General features: G+C 65.3%; 22 protein-coding genes. 16 read left to right on the top strand and 6 right to left on the bottom strand.

The window, feature by feature from the left end; genetic code table 11:
• The first annotated feature begins 33 nt into the window (after positions 1 to 33).
• Entirely contained in the window at positions 34 to 936 is a 903-nt protein-coding gene (locus LZA78_RS04975; RefSeq protein ID WP_233675834.1) for a LysR family transcriptional regulator, read from the top strand.
• A gap of 180 nt (positions 937 to 1,116) precedes the next feature.
• The gene (gene adh / locus LZA78_RS04970; RefSeq protein ID WP_233675833.1) at positions 1,117 to 2,643 is read left to right on the top strand and encodes an aldehyde dehydrogenase; all 1,527 of its coding nucleotides are present in this window, start codon (positions 1,117 to 1,119) and stop codon (positions 2,641 to 2,643) included.
• A gap of 75 nt (positions 2,644 to 2,718) precedes the next feature.
• On the opposite strand, the gene LZA78_RS04965 is transcribed toward adh, so the two are convergent.
• Both LZA78_RS04965 and miaA read right to left on the bottom strand, forming a co-directional pair.
• Entirely contained in the window at positions 2,719 to 3,480 is a 762-nt protein-coding gene (locus tag LZA78_RS04965) for an AraC family transcriptional regulator (protein ID WP_233675832.1), read from the bottom strand.
• 234 nt (positions 3,481 to 3,714) lie between these two features.
• Positions 3,715 to 4,605 carry a tRNA (adenosine(37)-N6)-dimethylallyltransferase MiaA gene (gene miaA / locus LZA78_RS04960; protein WP_233676108.1) on the bottom strand — a complete coding sequence of 297 codons (891 nt, stop codon included), beginning with the start codon at positions 4,603 to 4,605 and terminating at the stop codon, positions 3,715 to 3,717.
• 135 nt (positions 4,606 to 4,740) lie between these two features.
• Here miaA and pyrH point away from each other — a divergent pair, with 135 nt between their 5' ends.
• From pyrH to LZA78_RS04890, 14 genes are all read left to right on the top strand, one after another.
• A complete protein-coding gene (pyrH, locus tag LZA78_RS04955; protein ID WP_218629807.1) occupies positions 4,741 to 5,472 on the top strand; it encodes a UMP kinase in 732 nt (243 codons plus the stop codon).
• 121 nt (positions 5,473 to 5,593) lie between these two features.
• A complete protein-coding gene (gene frr, locus LZA78_RS04950) occupies positions 5,594 to 6,157 on the top strand; it encodes a ribosome recycling factor (protein WP_218629808.1) in 564 nt (187 codons plus the stop codon).
• 41 nt (positions 6,158 to 6,198) lie between these two features.
• Positions 6,199 to 6,963, top strand: coding sequence for a polyprenyl diphosphate synthase (gene uppS / locus LZA78_RS04945; protein WP_255697182.1), 765 nt, complete (start codon positions 6,199 to 6,201; stop codon positions 6,961 to 6,963).
• Positions 6,960 to 7,766 carry a phosphatidate cytidylyltransferase gene (locus LZA78_RS04940; protein WP_233675831.1) on the top strand — a complete coding sequence of 269 codons (807 nt, stop codon included), beginning with the start codon at positions 6,960 to 6,962 and terminating at the stop codon, positions 7,764 to 7,766. Before uppS ends, LZA78_RS04940 begins: the two co-directional genes overlap by 4 nt.
• A gap of 3 nt (positions 7,767 to 7,769) precedes the next feature.
• Positions 7,770 to 8,948, top strand: a complete 1,179-nt coding sequence (gene dxr / locus LZA78_RS04935; RefSeq protein WP_233675830.1) for a 1-deoxy-D-xylulose-5-phosphate reductoisomerase — start codon at positions 7,770 to 7,772, stop codon at positions 8,946 to 8,948.
• Positions 8,949 to 8,951: 3 nt separating this feature from the next.
• Positions 8,952 to 10,298: an RIP metalloprotease RseP gene (gene rseP / locus LZA78_RS04930; RefSeq protein ID WP_233675829.1), complete on the top strand. Its 1,347-nt coding sequence runs from the start codon at positions 8,952 to 8,954 to the stop codon at positions 10,296 to 10,298.
• A gap of 83 nt (positions 10,299 to 10,381) precedes the next feature.
• Positions 10,382 to 10,552, top strand: a complete 171-nt coding sequence (locus LZA78_RS04925) for a hypothetical protein (RefSeq protein ID WP_233675828.1) — start codon at positions 10,382 to 10,384, stop codon at positions 10,550 to 10,552.
• A 131-nt stretch (positions 10,553 to 10,683) separates the two neighbouring features.
• The gene (gene bamA / locus LZA78_RS04920; RefSeq protein ID WP_438811057.1) at positions 10,684 to 13,017 is read left to right on the top strand and encodes an outer membrane protein assembly factor BamA; all 2,334 of its coding nucleotides are present in this window, start codon (positions 10,684 to 10,686) and stop codon (positions 13,015 to 13,017) included.
• 17 nt (positions 13,018 to 13,034) lie between these two features.
• On the top strand, positions 13,035 to 13,628 hold the full coding sequence (locus LZA78_RS04915; protein WP_233675826.1) for an OmpH/Skp family outer membrane protein: 594 nt from the start codon (positions 13,035 to 13,037) through the stop codon (positions 13,626 to 13,628).
• Between the two features lie 86 nt (positions 13,629 to 13,714).
• The gene (fabZ, locus tag LZA78_RS04910; RefSeq protein ID WP_233675825.1) at positions 13,715 to 14,176 is read left to right on the top strand and encodes a 3-hydroxyacyl-ACP dehydratase FabZ; all 462 of its coding nucleotides are present in this window, start codon (positions 13,715 to 13,717) and stop codon (positions 14,174 to 14,176) included.
• A 4-nt stretch (positions 14,177 to 14,180) separates the two neighbouring features.
• The gene (lpxA, locus tag LZA78_RS04905; RefSeq protein WP_233675824.1) at positions 14,181 to 14,975 is read left to right on the top strand and encodes an acyl-ACP--UDP-N-acetylglucosamine O-acyltransferase; all 795 of its coding nucleotides are present in this window, start codon (positions 14,181 to 14,183) and stop codon (positions 14,973 to 14,975) included.
• Complete coding sequence (locus tag LZA78_RS04900; protein ID WP_233675823.1) at positions 14,972 to 15,784, top strand: LpxI family protein; 813 nt, start codon at positions 14,972 to 14,974, stop codon at positions 15,782 to 15,784. Before lpxA ends, LZA78_RS04900 begins: the two co-directional genes overlap by 4 nt.
• Positions 15,781 to 16,944, top strand: a complete 1,164-nt coding sequence (lpxB, locus tag LZA78_RS04895; RefSeq protein WP_233675822.1) for a lipid-A-disaccharide synthase — start codon at positions 15,781 to 15,783, stop codon at positions 16,942 to 16,944. Before LZA78_RS04900 ends, lpxB begins: the two co-directional genes overlap by 4 nt.
• Positions 16,945 to 16,967: 23 nt before the next feature.
• Entirely contained in the window at positions 16,968 to 17,204 is a 237-nt protein-coding gene (locus LZA78_RS04890) for a hypothetical protein (protein ID WP_233675821.1), read from the top strand.
• Here the strand turns inward: LZA78_RS04890 and LZA78_RS04885 are convergent.
• From LZA78_RS04885 to LZA78_RS04870, 4 genes are read right to left on the bottom strand one after another with little or no spacing between them, the layout of a single operon-like run.
• Positions 17,201 to 17,938: a LamB/YcsF family protein gene (locus LZA78_RS04885; RefSeq protein ID WP_233675820.1), complete on the bottom strand. Its 738-nt coding sequence runs from the start codon at positions 17,936 to 17,938 to the stop codon at positions 17,201 to 17,203. The genes LZA78_RS04890 and LZA78_RS04885 overlap by 4 nt on opposite strands.
• Complete coding sequence (locus LZA78_RS04880; protein WP_233675819.1) at positions 17,935 to 18,951, bottom strand: 5-oxoprolinase subunit C family protein; 1,017 nt, start codon at positions 18,949 to 18,951, stop codon at positions 17,935 to 17,937. The genes LZA78_RS04885 and LZA78_RS04880 overlap by 4 nt, the downstream gene beginning before the upstream one ends.
• The gene (locus LZA78_RS04875) at positions 18,948 to 19,697 is read right to left on the bottom strand and encodes a 5-oxoprolinase subunit B family protein (RefSeq protein WP_233675818.1); all 750 of its coding nucleotides are present in this window, start codon (positions 19,695 to 19,697) and stop codon (positions 18,948 to 18,950) included. Before LZA78_RS04875 ends, LZA78_RS04880 begins: the two co-directional genes overlap by 4 nt.
• Before the next feature lie 32 nt (positions 19,698 to 19,729).
• Positions 19,730 to 20,614, bottom strand: coding sequence for a transglutaminase family protein (locus tag LZA78_RS04870; RefSeq protein ID WP_233675817.1), 885 nt, complete (start codon positions 20,612 to 20,614; stop codon positions 19,730 to 19,732).
• Between the last annotated feature and the right edge of the window lie 4 nt (positions 20,615 to 20,618).

Raw genomic sequence — 20,618 nt, 5'->3', positions numbered from 1 at the left:
GCAAAACCAATCGAGAATATGAATGAATAACCCATGACCCTCGATCAACTTCGCATTTTTCTGGCGGTGGCCGAGCGCGGGCATATGACCCGCGCGGCGCAGGCGCTTGGGCTGACGCAATCCGCCGTCTCAGCGGCGATTGCCGCGCTTGAAGCGCAGCATGGGGTGCGGCTGTTCGACCGGGTCGGGCGCGGGATCGAGCTGGCCGAGGAAGGCCGCAGCTTCATTCCTGCGGCGCGTGCGGTGCTCAGTCAGGCGGAATCGGCGCGCCTGATGCTGGACGATCTGGCCAGCCAGACGCGCGGGCATCTGCGCATCTTCGCCAGCCAGTCGGTCGCAAGCTACTGGCTGCCCGCGCGCCTAGTGGCGCTGCGCGAACGTCATCCGGGCATCGAGGTCACGCTGAGTGTCGGCAATACGCACCAGGCCGCGCAGGCCGTGACCGAGGGTGCCGCCGATCTGGGTTTTGTCGAGGGTGATCTGCCGCCAAGCGATCTGCGCCGCCAAGTGGTCGCGCGCGATGAACTGGTGCTGATCATGGCGCAGGACAATCCGCTTGCCACCTGCCCGGCGCCCGGCGCGTCAGATTATCCGGCGCTGCGCTGGATCCTGCGCGAGACGGGCTCGGGCACGCGCTCGGTCTTTGAGACGCATCTGGCGACGCTGGGGCTGTCGGTCGCGCAGCTTGATGTCGTACTGGAACTCCCCTCGAACGAGGCCGTGTTGGCCGCCGTCGCCGCAAGCCGCTCGGTCGCCGTGGTCTCGGCGCGGGCAGTGGGGGCCGGGCGCGGGCGGGGGCTGGCGGTGCATCGACTGGCGGGCGAGGCGCGCCCCGAGCGGCCCTTCGTCGTCCTTTCGCACCCCGAGCGCCACCGCACCCGCGCGGTCAGCGCCATGCTCACCGTGATCGATGAGATGCGCGAAACCCGCACCTGAGCCTACGACTAAAGGTGAATGCCGCGCAAAAGGACGGGTTTCTGCGGCCGCAACTGTCTCGCACCTGAGACAGTCGGGCCATGCCGCAGGTGCAGCCCCGCTATGCATATAGGGCCGAATGCCACAGCCTCAACTCATCCCGGGCCCATGGAGGGTCCGTCACTGAGGGAGGATAAAACCATGGCCAACGATATGGCTTCCGAATTCCAGGGCGTTCATGTTTCGCCGTTCAAGGCGCGTTACGACAACTTCATCGGCGGCAAGTTCGTGGCACCGGTCAACGGCCGCTACTTCGACAACATCACCCCGATCTCGGGCGAGAAGGTCTGCGAAGTCGCCCGCTCTGACGCTGCCGATGTCGAGCTGGCGCTCGATGCTGCCCACGCCGCCAAAGAGGGCTGGGGCACCTCGTCGGCTGCGCACCGCTCCAGCGTCCTGCTGAAGATCGCCGATGTGCTTGAAGCGAACCTCGACCTGCTCGCCGCCGCCGAGACCTGGGACAACGGCAAACCGATCCGCGAAACCACCTTCGCCGACATCCCGCTGTCGGTTGACCACTTCCGCTACTTCGCGGGCGTTCTGCGCAGCCAGGAAGGCTCGATGTCGGAAATCGACAACGACACCGTCGCCTATCACTACCACGAGCCACTCGGTGTCGTCGGCCAGATCATCCCGTGGAACTTCTCGATCCTGATGGCGGCATGGAAACTTGCCCCGGCTCTGGCCGCCGGTAACTGCATCGTGCTGAAGCCCGCCGAGCAGACGCCGGCTGCGATCATGGTTCTGGTCGAGCTGATCGCCGACCTGCTTCCCCCGGGCGTGCTGAACGTCGTCAACGGCTTTGGCGCCGAGGTTGGCGCTCCGCTGGCCAAGTCGTCGCGCATCGCCAAGATCGCCTTCACCGGCTCGACCGCGACCGGCCGCAAGATCATGCAGGCCGCGACCGAGAACCTGATCCCGGTCACGCTGGAACTCGGCGGCAAGTCGCCGAACATCTTCTTTTCGGACGTGATGGCCAAGGACGACGCGTTCCTTGACAAGGCGGTCGAAGGCTTCGTTCTGTTCGCCTTCAACCAGGGCGAGGTCTGCACCTGCCCGTCGCGCGCCCTGATCCAGGAAGACATCTACGAAGCCTTCATGGAGCGTGCCATTGCCCGCGTGAAAGCCATCAAGCAGGGCGACCCGCGCCTGATGGAAACCATGGTCGGCGCGCAGGCTAGCCAGGAACAGCAAGACAAGATCCTGTCCTACCTGCAAATCGGCAAGCAGGAAGGCGCCGAGGTTCTGTGCGGCGGCGACGCTGCCCGCTTCAACGGTGATCTGGCGAACGGCTTCTACATCCAGCCGACGATCCTCAAGGGCCACAACAAGATGCGCGTGTTCCAGGAAGAGATCTTCGGGCCGGTCGTCTCGGTGACCACCTTCAAGGACGAGGAAGAGGCGCTGCACATCGCCAACGACACCATGTATGGCCTCGGCGCCGGTGTGTGGTCGCGCGATATCAACACCTGCTACCGCTTCGGCCGTCACATCCAGGCCGGTCGCGTCTGGGTGAACAACTACCACGCCTATCCGGCCCACGCGGCCTTCGGCGGCTACAAGCAGTCGGGCATCGGTCGTGAGACCCACAAGATGATGCTCGACCACTACCAGCAGACCAAGAACATGCTGGTCAGCTACAACCCGAACAAGCTGGGCTTCTTCTAATACCTCCTCGCCCGGCTACTGGGCCGCCCCTTCGGGGGCGGCCCTTTTGCTTGGCAAAGCAGAAGAAAGAAGGGGTTAACCGGTGCGGCGGAACTGCGAGGGCGTCTTGCCGATCTTGGTCTGGAAGGCGCGGGTGAAATAGGCCGGGCTGGTGAAGCCAAGCGAATTCGAGATTTCCTTGACCGGCAGGCGGGTGTCGGCCAGCAGGCGGCGGGCCTCGAACATCTTGCGGTCCTGCAGCAGGTCAGAGGCTGCGCGTCCGCAGGTGGCCCGGCACGAGCGCGTCAGGTGCGTCGGCGTTACCCCCAGTTCGGCAGCGAATTCAGCCACGCCATGACCCGTGCGGAAATCGCGCTCCAGCAGGGCGGCATAGCGCGCGACCAGCCGCTTGGCAGCCGAGGGTTTCGGCGCTTCGTCCGCGGCGGTGCCCAACTGTCGTTCAAGCCAGACGCTCAGCAGGCCAAGATAGTGCTTGGCCGCGCGGTCCGATCCGGGGCTTTCGCTGTTCATCTCACGCTGGATCGAGTCGAGAATGCCCGACAGCTCAACCTGGCGCGAGTTCTCGCGGATGCGCAGGTGATGCGTTGCGTGGGGCAGGGTGACTCCATGGTCGCGCCCGAAGAACAGCGCCACGCCATGGGTCTGCTGGCCGATCTCGAAACCATGCATGACCCCGGCGGGGATGAAGATCGCGTTGTGCGGGCCATAGCCGCGGGTGACGCCGCCGATGGTGATGCGGCCCTGGCCACGGGTGAACCACAGCAGGCAGGGTTCCGAGAGCGCGCGCATCGCCTCGACCCGCCAGCGCCCGCCATGGGCCAGGCGCGTGATCGGCATGACGCGGATGTCCGAGGGCGTCTCGGGAAGGGTAGTGGCGCGCGCGGCAGGGGGAGTCGCCGCCTGCGTCTTGGGTTTCGCAAATTGCGACAGGGGCGGGGCGCTGAATAGTTTCAACGGTCGGACTTTCGCTGGGGCCGATTTGGCGTGCTCGATTTTTTCTGAAGAATAGGCGCGAAACCCCTTATTTCCAACAGATTTTGCCAAACGTTGGCGGAGCGTTGCCGGTTCTCCTCAGGGCCGCACGATCTTGTGCCAGTCCCGCATTCGGGCACGAAACCAAGTACGCTGGCGCTTGGCATATTGGCGCGAAGCGGCCTGTGCGCGGGTTCGGGCCTCGTCCAGATCGCAGTCACCGCGCAGGTAGTCGACCAGCTCGGGCGCGCCGATGGCTTTGGCCCATAGCGCCTCTCGGTCCCAGATCGGCAGGATCGCCCGCACCTCGCTCAGGGCGCCATGCTCCAGCATCAGATCGAACCGGCGGTCGATCCGCTCGGCCAGCCAGTCGCGGTCGGCCTCGATCACCAGCGGCACGCAATCCGACAGAGGCAGCAGGGGCGGCGGCGTGTCATCTTGCCAGGCGGCCAGCCCGCGCCCTGTGGCGCGCATCACCTCCCAGGCGCGCTGAACCCGCATCGGGTTGAGCGGATCAACCCGCCCGCGCGTCTCCGCGTCCAGCTCGGCCAGCATCGCCTCGTGACCCTCGCGGGTACGGCGTTCCTCCGCCTCGGCGCGCACCTCGGGCGGCGTCGCGGGAATATCTGCCAGCCCCTCGGTCAGCGCGGTCAGGTAAAGCCCGGTGCCGCCCACGATGATCGGCCGCGGCCCGCCCGCGCGATGCGCCTCGATTAGCGGTTGCACCTCGCGCAGCCAGTGCCCGACGGAATATTCCTCGCCAGGATGCTTGTGCCCATAAAGTAGATGAGGCGCGCAGGCTTCGTCATCGACCGAGGGCCGGGCCGAAAGCATCCGCCAGCAGGACCAGACCTGAAGCGCATCGGCATTGACGATCACCCCGCCGCTCTGCCGCGCGATCGCCAGCGCCAGGGCGGATTTCCCGCTGGCGGTGGGGCCGGCAATCAATACCGGCACATCAGGGCGGATCTCGGGCAAGCTCTCGTGCATATCCTCACGTCTTTTCAATCGGTTGCGCAGGCTGCGTCAAAATCCCCGGTCCATGCCGCAATCCCGAGGTTGAACCCGCCCGTCATTTGCGACATTTTGCGGCGCGATGACAACCTGTAGATTTGGGGGCCCGAGATGACTGTCGATGCAGAGCCGACGGTGAAATACAAGCGCGTGCTGTTGAAGATCTCGGGTGAGGCGTTGATGGGCGATCAGGGCTATGGCCTGCATCCGCCGACCGTGGCCCGCATCGCACGCGAGGTTAAAACCGTCCATGACATGGGCGTCGAGATCTGCATGGTGATCGGCGGCGGCAACATCTTCCGCGGCCTCGCAGGTTCCGCCCAGGGGATGGAGCGCACGACCGCCGACTATATGGGGATGCTTGCCACCGTGATGAACGCACTTGGCATGCAGGCGCAGCTTGAGGCGCTTGGTATCCACACCCGTGTGATCTCGGCCATTCCGATGGATCAGGTCTGCGAACCCTATATCCGCCGCCGCGCGGTCCGCCACCTCGAGAAGAAGCGGATCTGCATCTTCGCCGCGGGCACCGGCAACCCCTATTTCACCACCGATACCGCAGCCACCCTGCGCGCCAACGAGATGAATTGCGAAGCCATCTTCAAAGGCACCAAGGTGGACGGGGTCTATGATAAGGACCCGAAGAAATTCTCCGACGCCAAGCGCTACGACACAGTCAGCTATGATGAGGTGCTGCAAAAGAACCTCGGCGTGATGGACGCCTCGGCCATCGCACTTGCCCGCGACAACAACCTGCCGATCATCGTCTTTTCGCTCGACGAGCCGGGCGGCTTCCGCGGCATTCTGGCCGGGCAGGGCACCTATACGCGGGTTCAGGGCTAACCATCCCCTTCTTCTTGGCCAAAATACCTCGGGGGTTCGGGGGCGGCGCCCCCGTTCTCCCCCTACCCATCGGGCCCAAAGCCCGCTAAAAAGACACACGATCAAAGACCCGGGAGGACCCATGTCCGACGATATCGAAATCGACACCGACGACCTCGAACGCCGCATGGATGGCGCGATGGCCGCGCTCAAACATGAATTCGGCACCCTGCGCACCGGCCGCGCCTCGGCCTCGATGGTCGAGCCGATCATGGTCGACGCCTACGGTTCGCTCGTTCCGATCAACCAGGTGGGTACGATCAACGTCCCCGAACCGCGCATGGTTACCGTGAACGTCTGGGACAAGGGCCTGATCAACAAGGTAGAAAAGGCGATCCGTGAGTCGGGCCTGGGTATCAACCCGCAGACCAACGGCCCGATCATCATGCTGCCGATTCCCGAGTTGAACGAGGAACGCCGCCGCGAGCTTACCAAGGTCGCCGCGCAATACGCTGAGCAGGCCCGCATCGCGATCCGCAACGTGCGCCGCGACGGCATGGACCAGATCAAGAAGGCCAAGGGCAACGGCATGTCGGAAGACGACGTGAAGTTCTGGGAATCCGAGGTCGAGGATCTGACCAAGAAGCACATCGGGGTTGTCGATAAGGCGCTCGAGGCGAAACAAGCCGAGATTATGCAGGTCTGACCCTCGGGTCCGACCGTCGATCCGCAGCGAAAGGCGGCCCCATGGTGCTCAGCGCCTCCGACCAGCCAGATCAGGGTACGCCGGCCGCCACCAGCGGCGTCGATTATGGCGTTGCCCATGTGGCGATCATCATGGATGGCAACGGGCGGTGGGCCGTCAATCGCGGCTGGCCCCGTCTGGCGGGGCATCGCCGCGGGGCCGAGCGCGTGAAGGAAATCGTCCGCGCAGCGCCCGAGATGGGGGTCAAATACCTCACCGTCTATGCGTTCTCGACCGAGAACTGGAAACGCTCGACCGAGGAAGTCCTGGGCCTGATGGCGCTGTTCGGGCGTTACATCGAGAAAGAGGCCGACGGTCTGTCGCGCGAGGGGGTGCGGTTGCGCTTCATCGGCGAGCGTGGGCGCCTCGACAAGCGGCTCGTGAAGCTGATGGAGGGGATCGAAGAGCGCACGCGCGCCAATACCCGCCTGACGCTGACGGTCGCCATCAATTATGGCGGGCGCAACGAACTGGCCCGCGCGGCCGCGCAACTGGCCCGCGACCATGCCGAGGGCCGCATCGGCGCCGAGGCCCTGACCGAGGCGGCGCTGGCCGAGCGCCTCGATACGCATGGGCTGCCCGACCCGGATCTGGTGATCCGCACCTCGGGCGAGACGCGCACCTCGAATTTCCTGCCCTGGCAGGCGGCCTATTCCGAATATGAATTCACCCCCATCCTGTGGCCCGATTTCACCCCGCAGGAGCTTGCCGCAATTCTGAGCCGTTTCGGCGCGCGCGAGCGGCGCTTTGGCGGAGCCCCGGCATGAGCGCGCCGCAAGCTGCAAATGGCGGCGGGCGTTGGGGCGATCTGCGGGCGCGGGTGCTTTCAGCCGTAGCCATGCTGGTGCTTGGCGCGGGCGCGATCTGGTGGGGCGGGCTTATCTTTGCCGAACTCGCCATCGTCGTTTCGGGCCTGATGATCTGGGAACTCAGCGCGATGACGGCGCCCGTGCGCAAGTTCGAGGCGCGCGTTCTTGGCGTGCTGGCGGCGCTAATCCTTGCGGCGGTGCTTTGGCTGCATTCGCCCTGGGCGATCGGCCTGCTGTTCCTTCCCTCGGTAATCGGGGCGCTGATGCAGCGGCGCGACCGGGCGATATACGCAGTCTATGCGCTCGGCGTGATGCTGGCCGGTTACGGGCTGGTCGCCTTGCGCGCAGGGCATGGGCTTGACGCGATCACCTGGATCATCGCGATTGTGGTGGTGTCGGATATCTCGGGCTATTTCGCCGGGCGCACGCTTGGAGGCCCCAAGTTCTGGCCGTGCATCAGCCCGAAAAAGACCTGGTCTGGCACCATTGCGGGCTGGATCGGTGCGGCCATCGTCGGCTGGATTTTCGTGCTGTTCGGTGGTGGGCACGCCCTTATCTGGCTCTCGCCGCTTCTGGCTTTCGCCGGTCAGATGGGCGATATCGCCGAAAGCTGGATCAAGCGGCGCGCGAGCATCAAGGACAGCTCGCACCTGATCCCGGGGCATGGTGGTGTGATGGATCGCTTCGACGCACTGATTGGCGCGGTGCTGATGCTGCTCCTGATCGCCCAGATCATGCCGCTGCCGCTGTCAGAAGGGTAAAATATGCGCAGGGTTTCGGTTTTCGGCTCCACCGGCTCGATCGGGGTCAATACGCTTGATCTGCTGACGCGGCAGGGCGGTGCCAAGGCCTATCAGGTCGTCGCGCTCAGTGGCGGGCGCAATGTAGATCTGCTGGCGTCGCAGGCGCGTTCGTTGCGGGCAGAGCTGGCCGTGACCGCGCATGAAGACTGCCTTCCGGCACTGCGCGCGGCTCTGCATGGTTCGGGCATCGAGGCGGCGGCGGGGCAGGCCGCGCTGATCGAGGCTGCCGCGCGCCCGACCGACTGGGCCATGAGCGCAATCGTTGGCGCGGCGGGCCTTGCGCCGGGGTTCGAAGCGCTGCGCCACGGCACCACGCTGGCGCTGGCCAATAAGGAAAGCCTTGTGACCGCTGGCCCGCTTTTGCTGGCCGAGGCCGAGCGTCACGGCGCGCGCATCCTGCCGGTGGATAGCGAGCATTCTGCGGTGTTCCAGGCCCTCGTTGGCGAAGAGATGGACGCGGTTGAACGCATCATCATCACCGCCTCGGGCGGCGCATTCCGCGACTGGCCGCTGGACCGGCTGGCCAATGCGACCGTGGCCGAGGCGTCGAGACACCCGAATTGGGCGATGGGCCAGCGGATCACGATCGACTCGGCTTCCATGTTCAACAAGGCACTGGAAGTCATAGAGACCAAGGAATATTTCCGCGTCGATCCCGAGATGATCGAAGTTCTGGTGCATCCCGAAAGCCTGGTGCACGCGCTGGTCGGCTTTCGCGACGGGGCGCTGATGGCGCATCTGGGTGCGCCCGACATGCGCCACGCCATCGGTTATGCGCTGAACTGGCCCGAGCGCGCCGAGCTGCCTGTCGCGCGGCTCGATCTGGCGCAGATCGGCCGGTTGAGCTTCCGCGCCCCAGATCTGGCGCGTTTCCCGGCCCTTCGGCTGGCGCGCGAGGTCATGGAGATCGGCGGAACGGCGGGCGCCGCGTTCAACGCGGCCAAGGAGGCCGCGCTTGACGCCTTCATCGACGAGCGCATCGGGTTTCTTGACATGGCGCATCTGGTCGAGCGGGTGCTCGCGCAGATGTCAACGCGTCAGGGCCTTGGAAATATTGCCGTCAGCCTCGATAACGTCATGGCGACGGATGCGGAGGCCCGCGCCCTTGCCAGTGAATTGATTTCGACCGGAAGGATCTGAGTATTGGATTTCCTGAGCAGCTTTCTCGGTGCGGGCTATACCATCGCCTCGTTCGTCATTGCGCTTTCGATCATCGTCGCGGTGCATGAGTTCGGCCATTACATCGTCGGGCGCTGGTCGGGCATCAAGGCCGAGGTCTTCTCGCTTGGCTTCGGGCCCAAGCTGATCTCGCGCGTGGACAAGCACGGCACGCGCTGGCAGATCGCGGCGATCCCGATGGGGGGCTATGTGAAATTCCTGGGCGACGCGAACGCGGCCTCTGCCGGTGTTGACCAAAACGAACTGGCGCAGCTTAGCCCCGAAGAGCGCCGCCACACGATGCATGGCGCGCCGCTTTGGGCGCGCGCGGCGACGGTGGCCGCGGGGCCGATTTTCAACTTCATCCTCTCGATAGGCGTGATTGCGGGGCTGATGCTGTGGTCCGGCACGGCGACCGAAGAGCCGACCATCGGTGAGGTCGTGACCCTGCCGCAGGGCACCGGCGCCTTGCAGGCTGGCGACCGGTTGCTGGCGGTCGAGGGGATCGAAACTCCCGATTACCTGACGCTTGACGCCGCATCGAAGGCTGTGCCCGCGCGCGACTGGCTGACCTACTCGGTTGAGCGCGACGGCGCGCGGCTAGAGCTTTCGGGACCGCAATTGCTGCCCACCCGCATGGCCGGTGTGGCCGCGCAGTCGGCGGCCTATGAGGCCGGGCTTGAGGCGGGCGATGTGATCGAGACGGTCAACGGCACGAAAGTCTGGCAGTTCCGCGAGTTGCAGGATGCCGTGAAAGCCGCCGATGGTGCGCCGCTGACTATCGGTATCTGGCGTCCGACCGAGGACGGGCAGGGCACGCGATTCGAGGTCACGCTGGCGCCAAAGCGGACCGACCTTCCGTTGCCCGAGGGCGGGTTCGAAACCCGTTGGCTGATCGGGGCGACGGGCTCGTTCTTCTTCACCCCGGAAACCCGGCCCACGTCGATCACCGAGGCGCTGCGCGGCGGTGCGACCCAGACCTGGGGGATCATCTCGCAATCGGTCTCGGGGCTGTGGCATATGGTCACCGGTCAGATCTCGTCTTGCAACCTGCGCGGCGCGATCGGCATCGCCGAGGGCTCGGCGGCGGCGGCCAAATCGGGGATGCCCGATTTCATCTGGTTTATCGCGCTTCTCTCCACGGCGGTCGGGTTCCTGAACCTCTTTCCGATCCCCGTGCTGGATGGCGGGCACCTGGTGTTTCACGTCTGGGAAGCCGTTGTGGGCAAGCCGCCGTCGGACCGTGTCCTGAACGGGTTGATGGCCGTGGGGATGGCTCTGGTGCTGACGCTGATGCTTTTTGGCCTGTCGAACGACCTCTTCTGTCCCTGACGGATTGCGCCACGCGAGGGCCGCATTTCAGCCATATTGGCGGGCTAGCTTGTATCCGTGAACCTTTTGGAGGAGGTCCGGAGATGCAACTCGTTCTGTCCCACGGATATCGCGGCCTGTCGATGATCTATGACCTGGCAATCGACCGTGTTCTGCCTCCGCTTGTGATCATTCTGGCACTGGCAGCAGCCGGGGTGGTCGGGGTTCACCTGGTGGAATATTTCGACGCCGGAGCCATTCCCGGCCGGATTTGACGCGGGCACCCCATCCCAAGTGAAATTCCTACAGGGCGCAGGTTAATCCTGCGCCCTGTGCTTTTGACAATATCGGGCTTTCCCGGTAGTCACTTTGGGGAAGAGAAATGCCAAGGGGCGGGGTAAGGGCAATGAACAACTGGCTGCAACGTGGGGTCGGGCTGCCTGCTGCTAAGACGCTTTCCAGGAAAGCGGCAATTTTGCTTTCCGTTGCAATGGTTTGGACGGCCACGCCGCAGTTCGCCACCGCGCAGGATTACCAGTTCAGCCAGCTCGTGATCGAGGGCAATGAGCGGATCGAACCGCAGACCATCATCACCTTCGCCGGAATCGGTAAGTGGCAGGCGATCTCGGCCGGTGGTCTGAACGATGCCTATAAGCGCCTGCAGGCCTCGGGGCTGTTCGAAAAGGTCGAGCTGGTGCCGCAGGGCAACACCCTTGTGATCCGCGTTCAGGAATACCCTACCGTCAATATCGTCAACTTCGAAGGCAACAAGCGCCTGAAGGACGAAGAGCTTGCGAAGATCGTCACGACCCAGTCGCGCAAGGTCTACTCGCCCGCCACCGTCGAGGCCGACGCGAACAAGATCGTCGAGGCGTATTCCCAGGCTGGCCGCTTTGCCGCCCGCGTCGATCCCAAGATCATTCGTCGCGACGGCAACCGCGTGGACGTGGCCTTCGAGATCAAGGAAGGCAAGGTGTCCGAGGTTGAGCGTATCTCGTTCACCGGCAACCGCGCCTATTCCGACCGCAAGCTGCGCAACGTTCTTTCGACCAAACAGGCCGGTCTGTTCCGTCAGATCATCCAGCGCGACACTTTCGTCGCCGATCGCGTCGAGCTTGACCGTCAGCTGCTGACCGACTTCTACCGCTCGCGCGGCTATGTCGATGTCGAGGTCACCGGGGTTTCCTCCGAGATGGCACGCGAGCGTGACGGCTTCTTCATGACCTTCAACGTGCGCGAAGGGCAGCAGTTCAAGTTCGGCTCGGTGACCACAGTTTCCGAGGTCGCGGAACTCGACGCCGAGGAATTCCAGAAGCAGGCCAAGATCCGCACGGGTGTCGTCTACTCGCCCAACGCGGTGGACCTTGCCATCACCCGGATGGAAGAACTGGCACTGCGCAAGGGTGCGCAATTCGTGCGCGTCGAGCCGCGCGTGACCCGCAATGACCGCGACCAGACGCTGGATCTGGAGTTCGCGCTGGTGCGCGGCCCGCGCATTTTCGTCGAACGCATCGACATCGAGGGCAACACCACGACGCTGGACAAGGTTGTCCGTCGCGAGTTCCGCACCGTCGAAGGCGACCCCTTCAACCCGCGCGAGATCCGCAACTCGGCCGAACGCATCCGGGCACTTGGCTTTTTCTCGACCGCCGACGTGAATTCGCGTCAGGGTTCGGCCGAAGATCAGGTGATCGTGGACGTCAACGTGCAGGAACAGCCCACCGGCTCGTTCGGTATCGGCGCAAGCTACGGTGTCGAGGCGGGCTTTGGCGTGACGCTTGATCTGCAGGAATCGAACTTCCTCGGTCGCGGCCAGTATCTTGGGCTTTCGGTCAGCACCAGTTCGGACAACCAGAAGAACAGCCTGACCTTTATCGAGCCCTACTTGCTGGGGCGCGATCTGAAAGGAAAGTTCAGCGCCTGGTACACGACCTCGGAAAACGACAACAACTACTATTCTACGAAGCGCATGGGGATCTCGCCTGCGCTTGAATTCCCGATTTCGCGCAATGGCCGACTTGAGACGCGCTACACCTATTCGCGCGATGATCTGTTCGATGTTACGACCGACTCGTCCGAGATCCTTCAGCGTGAGGCCGGAAAGCAGGATTCGTCGTCGTTCGGCTATACCTATACCTACGACACCCGAACGACCTCGATCGATCCGCGTTGGGGCCTGACCTTCCGCTTCAGCCAGGACCTGGCCGGGTTTGGCGGTGATGTCGAAGCCCTGTCGACCACCGCTCTGGCGCGTGTCGAGCGTAAGATCTTCCAGGAAGAGGTGACCCTGCGCGCCGAACTTGAAGGTGGAGCGATCCACGCACGGGGCGATACGAACCTGACCATTCTCGACCGTTTCTCGGGCAACGGTCAGGTGCGCGGCTTCGAAAGCTGGGGCTATGGCCCGCGAGACCTTTATGCCGATAACGAAGATGCGCTTGGCGGCAAGTATTTCGCCGCGCTTCGTCTTGAATCCGAGTTCCCCTTGGGGCTTCCCGAAGAATACGGGATCTCGGGCGGTGTGTTCATGGATGTGGGCTCGGTCTGGGGGCTTGATGATACGCTTGGGACGGGTGGCAACGAGGTTGATGACAGCATGAACCTGCGCTCGTCCATCGGCGTGTCGGTGTTCTGGAGCACGCCGATCGGCCCGCTGCGCTTCAACATCGCCAAGGCGATCAAGAAAGAAGACTACGACGAAGAGCAGGTGTTCGACCTGACGATCTCGACCAAGTTCTGAGGTCGGACGTGGGTCTGATGACTGCAAAGTCGGCACTGCGAGCGGCGCTTCTGGCGGCGCTCGTTGCTTTTTCCGGGGGCGCGTTGGCGCAAGAGGCTCCGGCACCCGCATCCCAGCAGATCGTCACGCTCGACTGGGAGCGCCTGTTCGAAGGCTCGAAATGGGGCGAGCGGGTGCGGGCCGATCTGGCGGAGGCCTCGGCCAAGCTGAACGCAGAAAACAGCAGGATCGCCGAGGAACTGATCGCCGAGGAGCGCGCCCTGACCGATCAGCGCGCGACCATGGATCCCGAGGCCTTCCGGGCCGCCGCAGAGGCATTCGACAAGCGCACCACCGATATCCGCAATGAGCAGCGCAACAAGGCGCAGGCGCTTTCGCGGCTACTTGAGGATGAACGTCAGGCCTTCACCGCCCAGGTGCTGCCGCTACTGGATGAATATCTTGAGGGCAACGGAGGCGGGATCGTCATCGACACCCGCGCCGTGATCCGTGCGCTGTCGCGCCTCGATGTCACCGACGAGATGATCGCACTGGTCGATGACCGGCTTGGCGCGGGCGCGCCTCCGCCCGCCTCGGAGGCTGCCACGCCTGCGACGCCCTCGTCCGAGTAAGCGCCCGATCCTTGCCAAGGGGGCGCGTGGTTGCTAGCAAAGTCAGCAACGGGCCATTCCGGCCAACTGTATTCGAAGGAGGTCTCATGACCGAACCCGCCCCCCATACCTCGGCCGATCTGGACCTGATCAAGCAGATCATTCCGCACCGTTACCCCTTCCTGATGATCGACAAGGTGCGCGATATCGTACCGAATGAAACCGCCGTCGGGATCAAGATGGTGACCTGCAACGAGCCGCATTTCGAAGGGCACTTCCCCTCGAAGCCGATCATGCCGGGCGTGCTGATCGTCGAGGCGCTGGCGCAGACGGCGGCGGTTCTGGTGGGCGTGTCGATGGATGTCATCGGCAAGGATCTGCTGACCTATTTCATGGGCATCGACAAGGCCAAGTTCCGCCGCATGGTGGTGCCGGGCGACTGCCTTGAGCTGCACGTGAAGGCGCTGCGCGGCGGTGGCAAGATCTGGAAGTTCGAAGGCGTCGCCAAGGTTGGCGACGAGCTTGCCGCCTCGGCGGAATTCACCGCGATGATGGACCTGAAGGGGTAAGCGCATGGCCATTGACCAGAGCGCGGTCATCCATCCCTCCGCGGTGATCGAGGACGGGGCGGTCATCGGCGAGGGCTGCCATATCGGCCCGTTTTGCCACGTCGGACCCGAGGTGGTGCTTGCCGCCGGGGTCGAGCTGAAATCGCATGTCGTCATCACCGGCTGGACCGAGATCGGCGAGGGCACGACCGTGTTCCCCTTCGCCTCGCTTGGCCAGATCCCGCAGGATCTCAAGTTCAAGGGCGAGCGCACCCGTCTGGTGATCGGCGCGCGCAACCGCATTCGCGAATATGTCACGATGAACGCCGGGACCGAGGGTGGCGGCGGCCTGACCCAGGTCGGCGACGACTGCCTGTTCATGGCCAACAGCCATGTGGCGCATGATGTGCAGATCGGCGATCGCGTGATCCTGGTGAACTCGGTCGCGATCGCCGGGCATTGCCATCTTGAGGATGACGTGATCGTCGGCGGTCTGTCGGGCGTGCACCAGTGGGTGCGCATCGGGCGCGGCGCGATCATCGGGGCGCTTTCGATGGTGACGGCCGATGTCATCCCGCATGCGCTGGTGGCAGGCCCTCGGGCGGGGCTTGAGGGGCTCAACCTTGTCGGGCTCAAGCGGCGCGGCACGGCACGGGCCGAGATCAGCGCACTGCGTGAGCTCTACATGGCGCTCTCCGAGGGCAACTTCCGCGAGCAAGCCCGCAAGCTGAACGACGAGGGGATCGAAAGCGATCTGGCGCGTGAGGTGCTCGATTTCATCCTCGGTCCGTCGGACCGCAGCTTCCTGACCCCGCGATGAGTAGTGCGACGGCGTTGATCGCCGGGACCGGAGCCTTGCCCCGCCTGCTGGCTCAGGCCGCGCCGGGGATGCTGATTTGCGAGCTGGACGGCTTTGCCTGCGAAATTCCGGGCGCCGAACCGCTGCGCTTCCGGATCGAGCGGCTGGCGGTCTTTCTGGACGCGCTGGTGGATCGCGGGATCCAACGGGTTTGTTTTGCCGGGGCCATGCGCCGTCCGCGTCTTGAGGCCGAGCTATTCGATATGCGCACCGCAAGCCTCGTGCCGCGCCTGCTTCCGGCCATTCAGGCAGGCGACGACGCGACCTTGCGAGCGGTAATCGAGCTGTTCGAGGAATGGGGCCTGACGGTTGTCGGCGCCGATGAGATCGCGCCCGACCTCGTGCCCGGCGCGGGCATCCTGACCGGCACGCCCTCCGACGCGGATCTGCGCGACGCAGCGCGCGGCGCCGAGATTGTCGCGGCGCTTGGCGCAGCCGATGTGGGGCAGGGTGCGGTCGTGGCGCAAGGCCTTTGCCTGGCGACCGAGGCGCTGCCCGGAACCGACGCGATGCTGGAATTCGCGGCTCTGCATCAAGGGCTTAAGCCAGATCCGAAGGGCGCGCGCGGGGTCTTTTACAAGGCACCAAAACCCGGTCAGGATCGCCGCATCGACCTACCCGCGCTTGGCCCGGAAACCGTTGCCCGCGCGGCGGCGGCAGGGCTTGCCGGGATCGCCTTCGAGGCGGGCGGGGTCTTGCTGCTTGACCGCGCCGCGACCATCGCCGCAGCCGAAGAGGCGGGGCTTTTCCTCTGGGCGCGCGAACCATGAAGCTGTTTTTGATCGCGGGGGAGGCTTCGGGGGACAAACTCGGCGCGGCGCTGATGGCCGGGCTCAAGTCCCTCTCCCCCGAGGTCGAATTCCACGGCATCGGCGGGCCGCTGATGGAGGCGGAGGGGCTGACCTCGCTTTTCGCGATGGAGGAGCTGTCGGTCATGGGCCTGATGGAGGTCTTGCCGAAATACCGCCATCTCAAGCGCCGTATCGCCGAGACCGCCGAGGCCGTGACGCGGCTGGCGCCTGACGCGCTGATCACCATTGACAGCCCCGATTTCTGCCTGCGCGTCGCGCGGCTGGCCCGTGCGGCGCAGCCCGATTTGCGCACCATCCATTACGTCGCACCCTCGGTCTGGGCCTGGCGTCCCGGGCGCGCGGCCAAGATGGCCGAGGTGATCGATCACGTTCTGGCGCTATTCCCCTTTGAGCCGCCCTATATGGAAGCGGCCGGGATGAGCTGCGATTTCGTCGGCCATCCGGTCGTGGCCGAGCCGCGCGCCTCAGACGAAGACGCCAGCGCCTTCCGTTCCGCGCACCAGATCGCCCCGGATCAGCCTCTGGTCGTCTGCCTGCCGGGCTCCCGCGCGGGGGAGGTGAAGCGCCTTGCGCCGCGCTTTGACGAGGCGCTGATGCGACTGCGCGACCGCGAGCCTGGCCTGCGCGTCGTCCTGCCCACGGTGCGGGGCGTGTCGGACATGGTGCGCGAGATGTCGGCGCGCTGGCCGGTCCCGCCGATCGTGGTCGAAGACCCCGCAGCCAAGCGTGCGGCCTTCGCTGCGGCCGATCTGGCGCTTGCGGCCTCGGGGACCGTCAGTCTCGAGTTGGCCGCTGCGCGCACGCCCATGATCATCGCCTATGATGCGAACTTCCTGACCTGGCATATCGCCTCGCGGATGCTGCGGATCGATACGGTGACGCTGGTCAACCTGGTGTCAGAGACCCGCGCTGTGCCCGAATATCTCGGGCCGCGCTGCCGCCCCGGCCTGATCGCCAGCGCGATGCTGGAACTGCTGGAGCATGACGACCTGCGTCAGCAACAGCTGGTGGCGATGGAGCTGACGATGCAGCGCCTTGGCGAGGGCGGCGAAGACCCCGGTCTGCGGGCGGCGCGATCGGTTCTGTCGGTGCTGGACGCGCCGCGAAACGCCCGATGATGCGAGGCTTTCTGGTTTCTCTGTTGCTTGTTGGTGCACCCGCTTGGGCTGCGGATTCGCTCGCCGGGGAAGCTGCCTATAAGCGCGCTTGTGCGCGTTGCCATCGCGACCCGTCCGTCATTCTGACCCGGCTCGGGCCGGATTTCGCGGCCAGCGACAGTGCGGCCCGCGCGGCGCGGCTCGAGGCGTTCATCGCCACGCACCACTCCCCCGGAGCGACAGCGGCGGCCGATATCGCAGCCTGGCTCGCCGAGCGTTAAAGCGCGCTAAGTGTGACACCCGCACCTTCTAGCCTCGCGCGTAGCGCGCGGGCCATGGCGACCGCCTCGGGCGTGTCGCCATGCAGGCAGATCGTGTCGATACGCGAGGGGATGCGGTGGCCGTTCTCGGCGATGATCGCGCCTTCGCGCAGCATCGACAGGATACGCTCGGCCGCGAAATCGGGGTCATGCAGGACCGCGCCGGGCAGGCGGCGATCGACCAGCGTCGCGTCAGGGTTATAGGCGCGATCGGCGAAAATCTCGGCGGCGACCTGATGCGTCAACGCCCGCGCGACTTGCTCCTGCGCGGTTGCAGCCAGAACCATCAGCACCAGATCGGGCTGCACCGCCAGCGCGGCGCGATAACAGGTTTCGGCCATCGCGGCATTTTCCGAGGCCATGTTCGACAGCGCGCCATGCAGCTTGAAGTGACGCAGTTTCAATCCGTTAGATTCGGCCACGGCCCGCGCGGCCCCGGTCTGATACGCGATCAGATCGGCCAGCTCGTTGGCAGAAAGATGCATCCGGGTGCGGCCGAAATTCGCGCGGTCGTCAAATCCCGGATGGGCGCCAAGGCCAACACCCGCCGCCGCCGCCGCGCGCAGGGTCTGCGCCATCAGCCCGGCGCTGCCAGCGTGCAGCCCGCAACAGATATTGGCCGAGGTAATCACCTCAAGCAGTTCAGCGTCCGAGCCGCTGCCCTCTCCCATATCGGCGTTCAGATCGACCTTCATGTTCCCTCCTCGTCGCCGCGCACCATGCCTGAGATCAGTTGATAGCCAAGCAGGTCGGCGATGTCATGCGGGCTGCGGATAAGCGGCTGGCAGGCACGCCGGAGCGGCGCCAGCCACTGGCTTTCGGGCGGACTGGCGGCTTCGGCCTCGGGCAGACCAATTTCGCGAAAGCGCAGCGTGGTTCCGGGGCTTGCCTGAGCTAATATCGGCAGATCGACGGGCAGGATGGTGCCAAGCCGCGGATAGCCGCCGACGGTCTGGCATTCGGCCAGCAGCACCATCGGCACCCCTGCGCCGGTCATCTGGATATCGCCCGAGGTGATCAGGTCGGAGACGAGAGAGCCTGCGGCCTCGGGCGCGAAGGGTGCGCCGGAATGGGCCAAGGTCACGCCCTGACGGTTGCCGCGCGTGACGGTGAAGGCGGTGGCGAAGAACCGCGCGCGCTCGTCCGCGCTAAATAGCGCTGTTTGTGGGCCGGGGATGACCCGCAGGGTTCCGCCGGAAAGACGTGGCTCGGGCGTCAAGGCAAGGCATGGCGCGTCTGGCGTGGGGTCGGCAAGAAGCGGCAGGCGGTCTGCGGGTTGCAGCCGGTGCCCGATGCCCGCCGCAAGATGGGCGGATTGGGCGCCGATCAGGGGCGTGCAGGCCAGCCCTCCGCCAACGCTGAGATAACCGAAGGCGCCGCTCTCACAGGCGCCAATGTCCAGCACCGAACCGGCGGGCAGCAGATGCGAGGCGTTCCAGCGCAGCGCCTCGCCCTCAAGCAGCGCGCGCATCGGTGCGCCGGTCAGGGCAATCCGCGTATCAAGGGTCAACCGAAACCGCCCGCCCATTCCCGCCATCTCAAGGCAGGCGCGCGGGGTGGCCTGGCCAAGCAGGGCCGCCGCCTCGTAAATCGCGCGGCGGTCGGTGGCGCCACCTGGGCTAAGGCCCTGAGCCAGATGCCCCGGACGGCCGAGGTCTTGCACCGTGACACTGGGACCGATGCTGAGAATGTCGAGCCAGCCACTCACGATGCGCGCTCCAGCCGGGCGCCGCCCATCGGGTCGCCGGTGGCCTCAATAGCGCTGAGTGCGCTGTGCTCGACGGGGATGAATTGCACGCCGTCGCCTGCGCGCAGCGGCACCGGGTTTTCGGCGTGCAACTGGAAGGGGCGGAAGGCGCAGCGCCCCAGCCAGCGCCACCCGGTGGGCGAGGCATTGGCAAACAGAACGATCTGGCGGATCGCGGTCACGATGGCCCCGGCGGGCACCTCGGGGGTCAGGGCGCTCAGGCGCGGCATCTCCCAATTCGCGGGCAAGAGGCCGAGATAGGGCTGGCCTGGGGCGAAACCGATGGCCAGAACGTCAAGCGGGCTTGCGCAAAGCTGGTCGATCAGCGCGGCCTCGCCAAGCCCGGCGATCTGCGCGACCTGTGTGAGTTGCGGGCCGTTCTCGCCGCCGAAACTGGCCGGGATGCGCCAGATTCGCTCGGGGTGCGTTGGGGTATGTGCGATATCGAGCAGACGTTCGCGCAGCGCCTGTTCGATGAAGGCGCGCGTTGTCGCCATGCGGTCGAAGCGTACGAGCGTCGAGGCCAGCGCCGAAACGCACTCGACCTGGCCGGGCAGGGGTGCGGCCTCAAGCGAGGCGACAAGCGCACGGGCGGCGCGGTTGGCGCCCGCATCGAAGCGCAGCGCAAAGCGCACCAACACGCCATCGAGCCCGAGCGGCAGGACCTCGGGATGTGGTTCGGAAAAGGGGGCGTGAGCGTTTGTCATCGCTGCCATCAAACGCCCAATCCGCGCCGGCTTCAACCTTTGTCTAGCGGCACGACATCGACCGCCTGGCGGGTCTCATGCGCGCCAGCGGTGCGCATGACGCCGCGCACGGGTGCCACGTCGGAATAATCGCGCCCTGTGGCCACGGTGATGTAATCGAGACCCGCGAACTGGTCGTTCGTGGGGTCGAACTCCACCCAGCCCATATCGTGACCCACCCAGGCACAAACCCAGGCGTGCATCGCATCCGCCCCTTCAAGCCGGGGCTGACCGGGCGGCGGGAAGGTGCGCAGGAAGCCCGAGACGTAGCCCGCCGGAATACCAATGCCGCGCAGCGCCGCGATCATCACCTGCGCGAAGTCCTGGCAAACGCCGTGGCGAGCGGCGAAAGCCTCGGCGGGGGTGGTGTCCACGGTGGTTGCCTCGGCGTCGAAGCGCATCTCGCGATGCAGCGCGCGGCCGATTTGCGTCACGGCCTCGAGGGCGGAAAAACCGGGCTTCAGGCGCTCGCGCGCGAAGGCGGTGATCTCGTCTTGCGTGGCGATCCTGGGCGAGGCGCCCAGAAAATGGTGCGGCGCGTCAGAGCGAAGGCTTTGCACTTCGCCGATCTCCTGCGCCAGGGCCGCGAGCGGCGGCGACAGGTCGAGCATCGGGCGCGGGGTGAAACGTTCGACGGTTGCGCGCAGCGTCAGGGAGACGGCGTCGATCGGTTGATGCCAAGCGACCGAGGTCGTCGCGTTGCCAAAGAAATCGAGACAGTCGCGTCGCTCGTCCGGCATTGGATCGGTGCTGAGCAGCCGCGATGTGACGCGCTGCGTGCCCGCGATATCCGACGGCAGCAGCCGCAGAAGGTTGCGCGCATGATCCGAGGGCGCAGCATAGGCATATTCGATGGTCAGACGGATATCGTAACGCATGCCG

Source organism: Rhodobacter flavimaris (genome assembly GCF_021378075.1).
Classification (GTDB): domain Bacteria; phylum Pseudomonadota; class Alphaproteobacteria; order Rhodobacterales; family Rhodobacteraceae; genus Rhodobacter; species Rhodobacter flavimaris.
The sequence above is the reverse complement of the archived record's forward strand: the minus strand, read 5'-3'. Positions and strand labels throughout refer to the sequence as shown.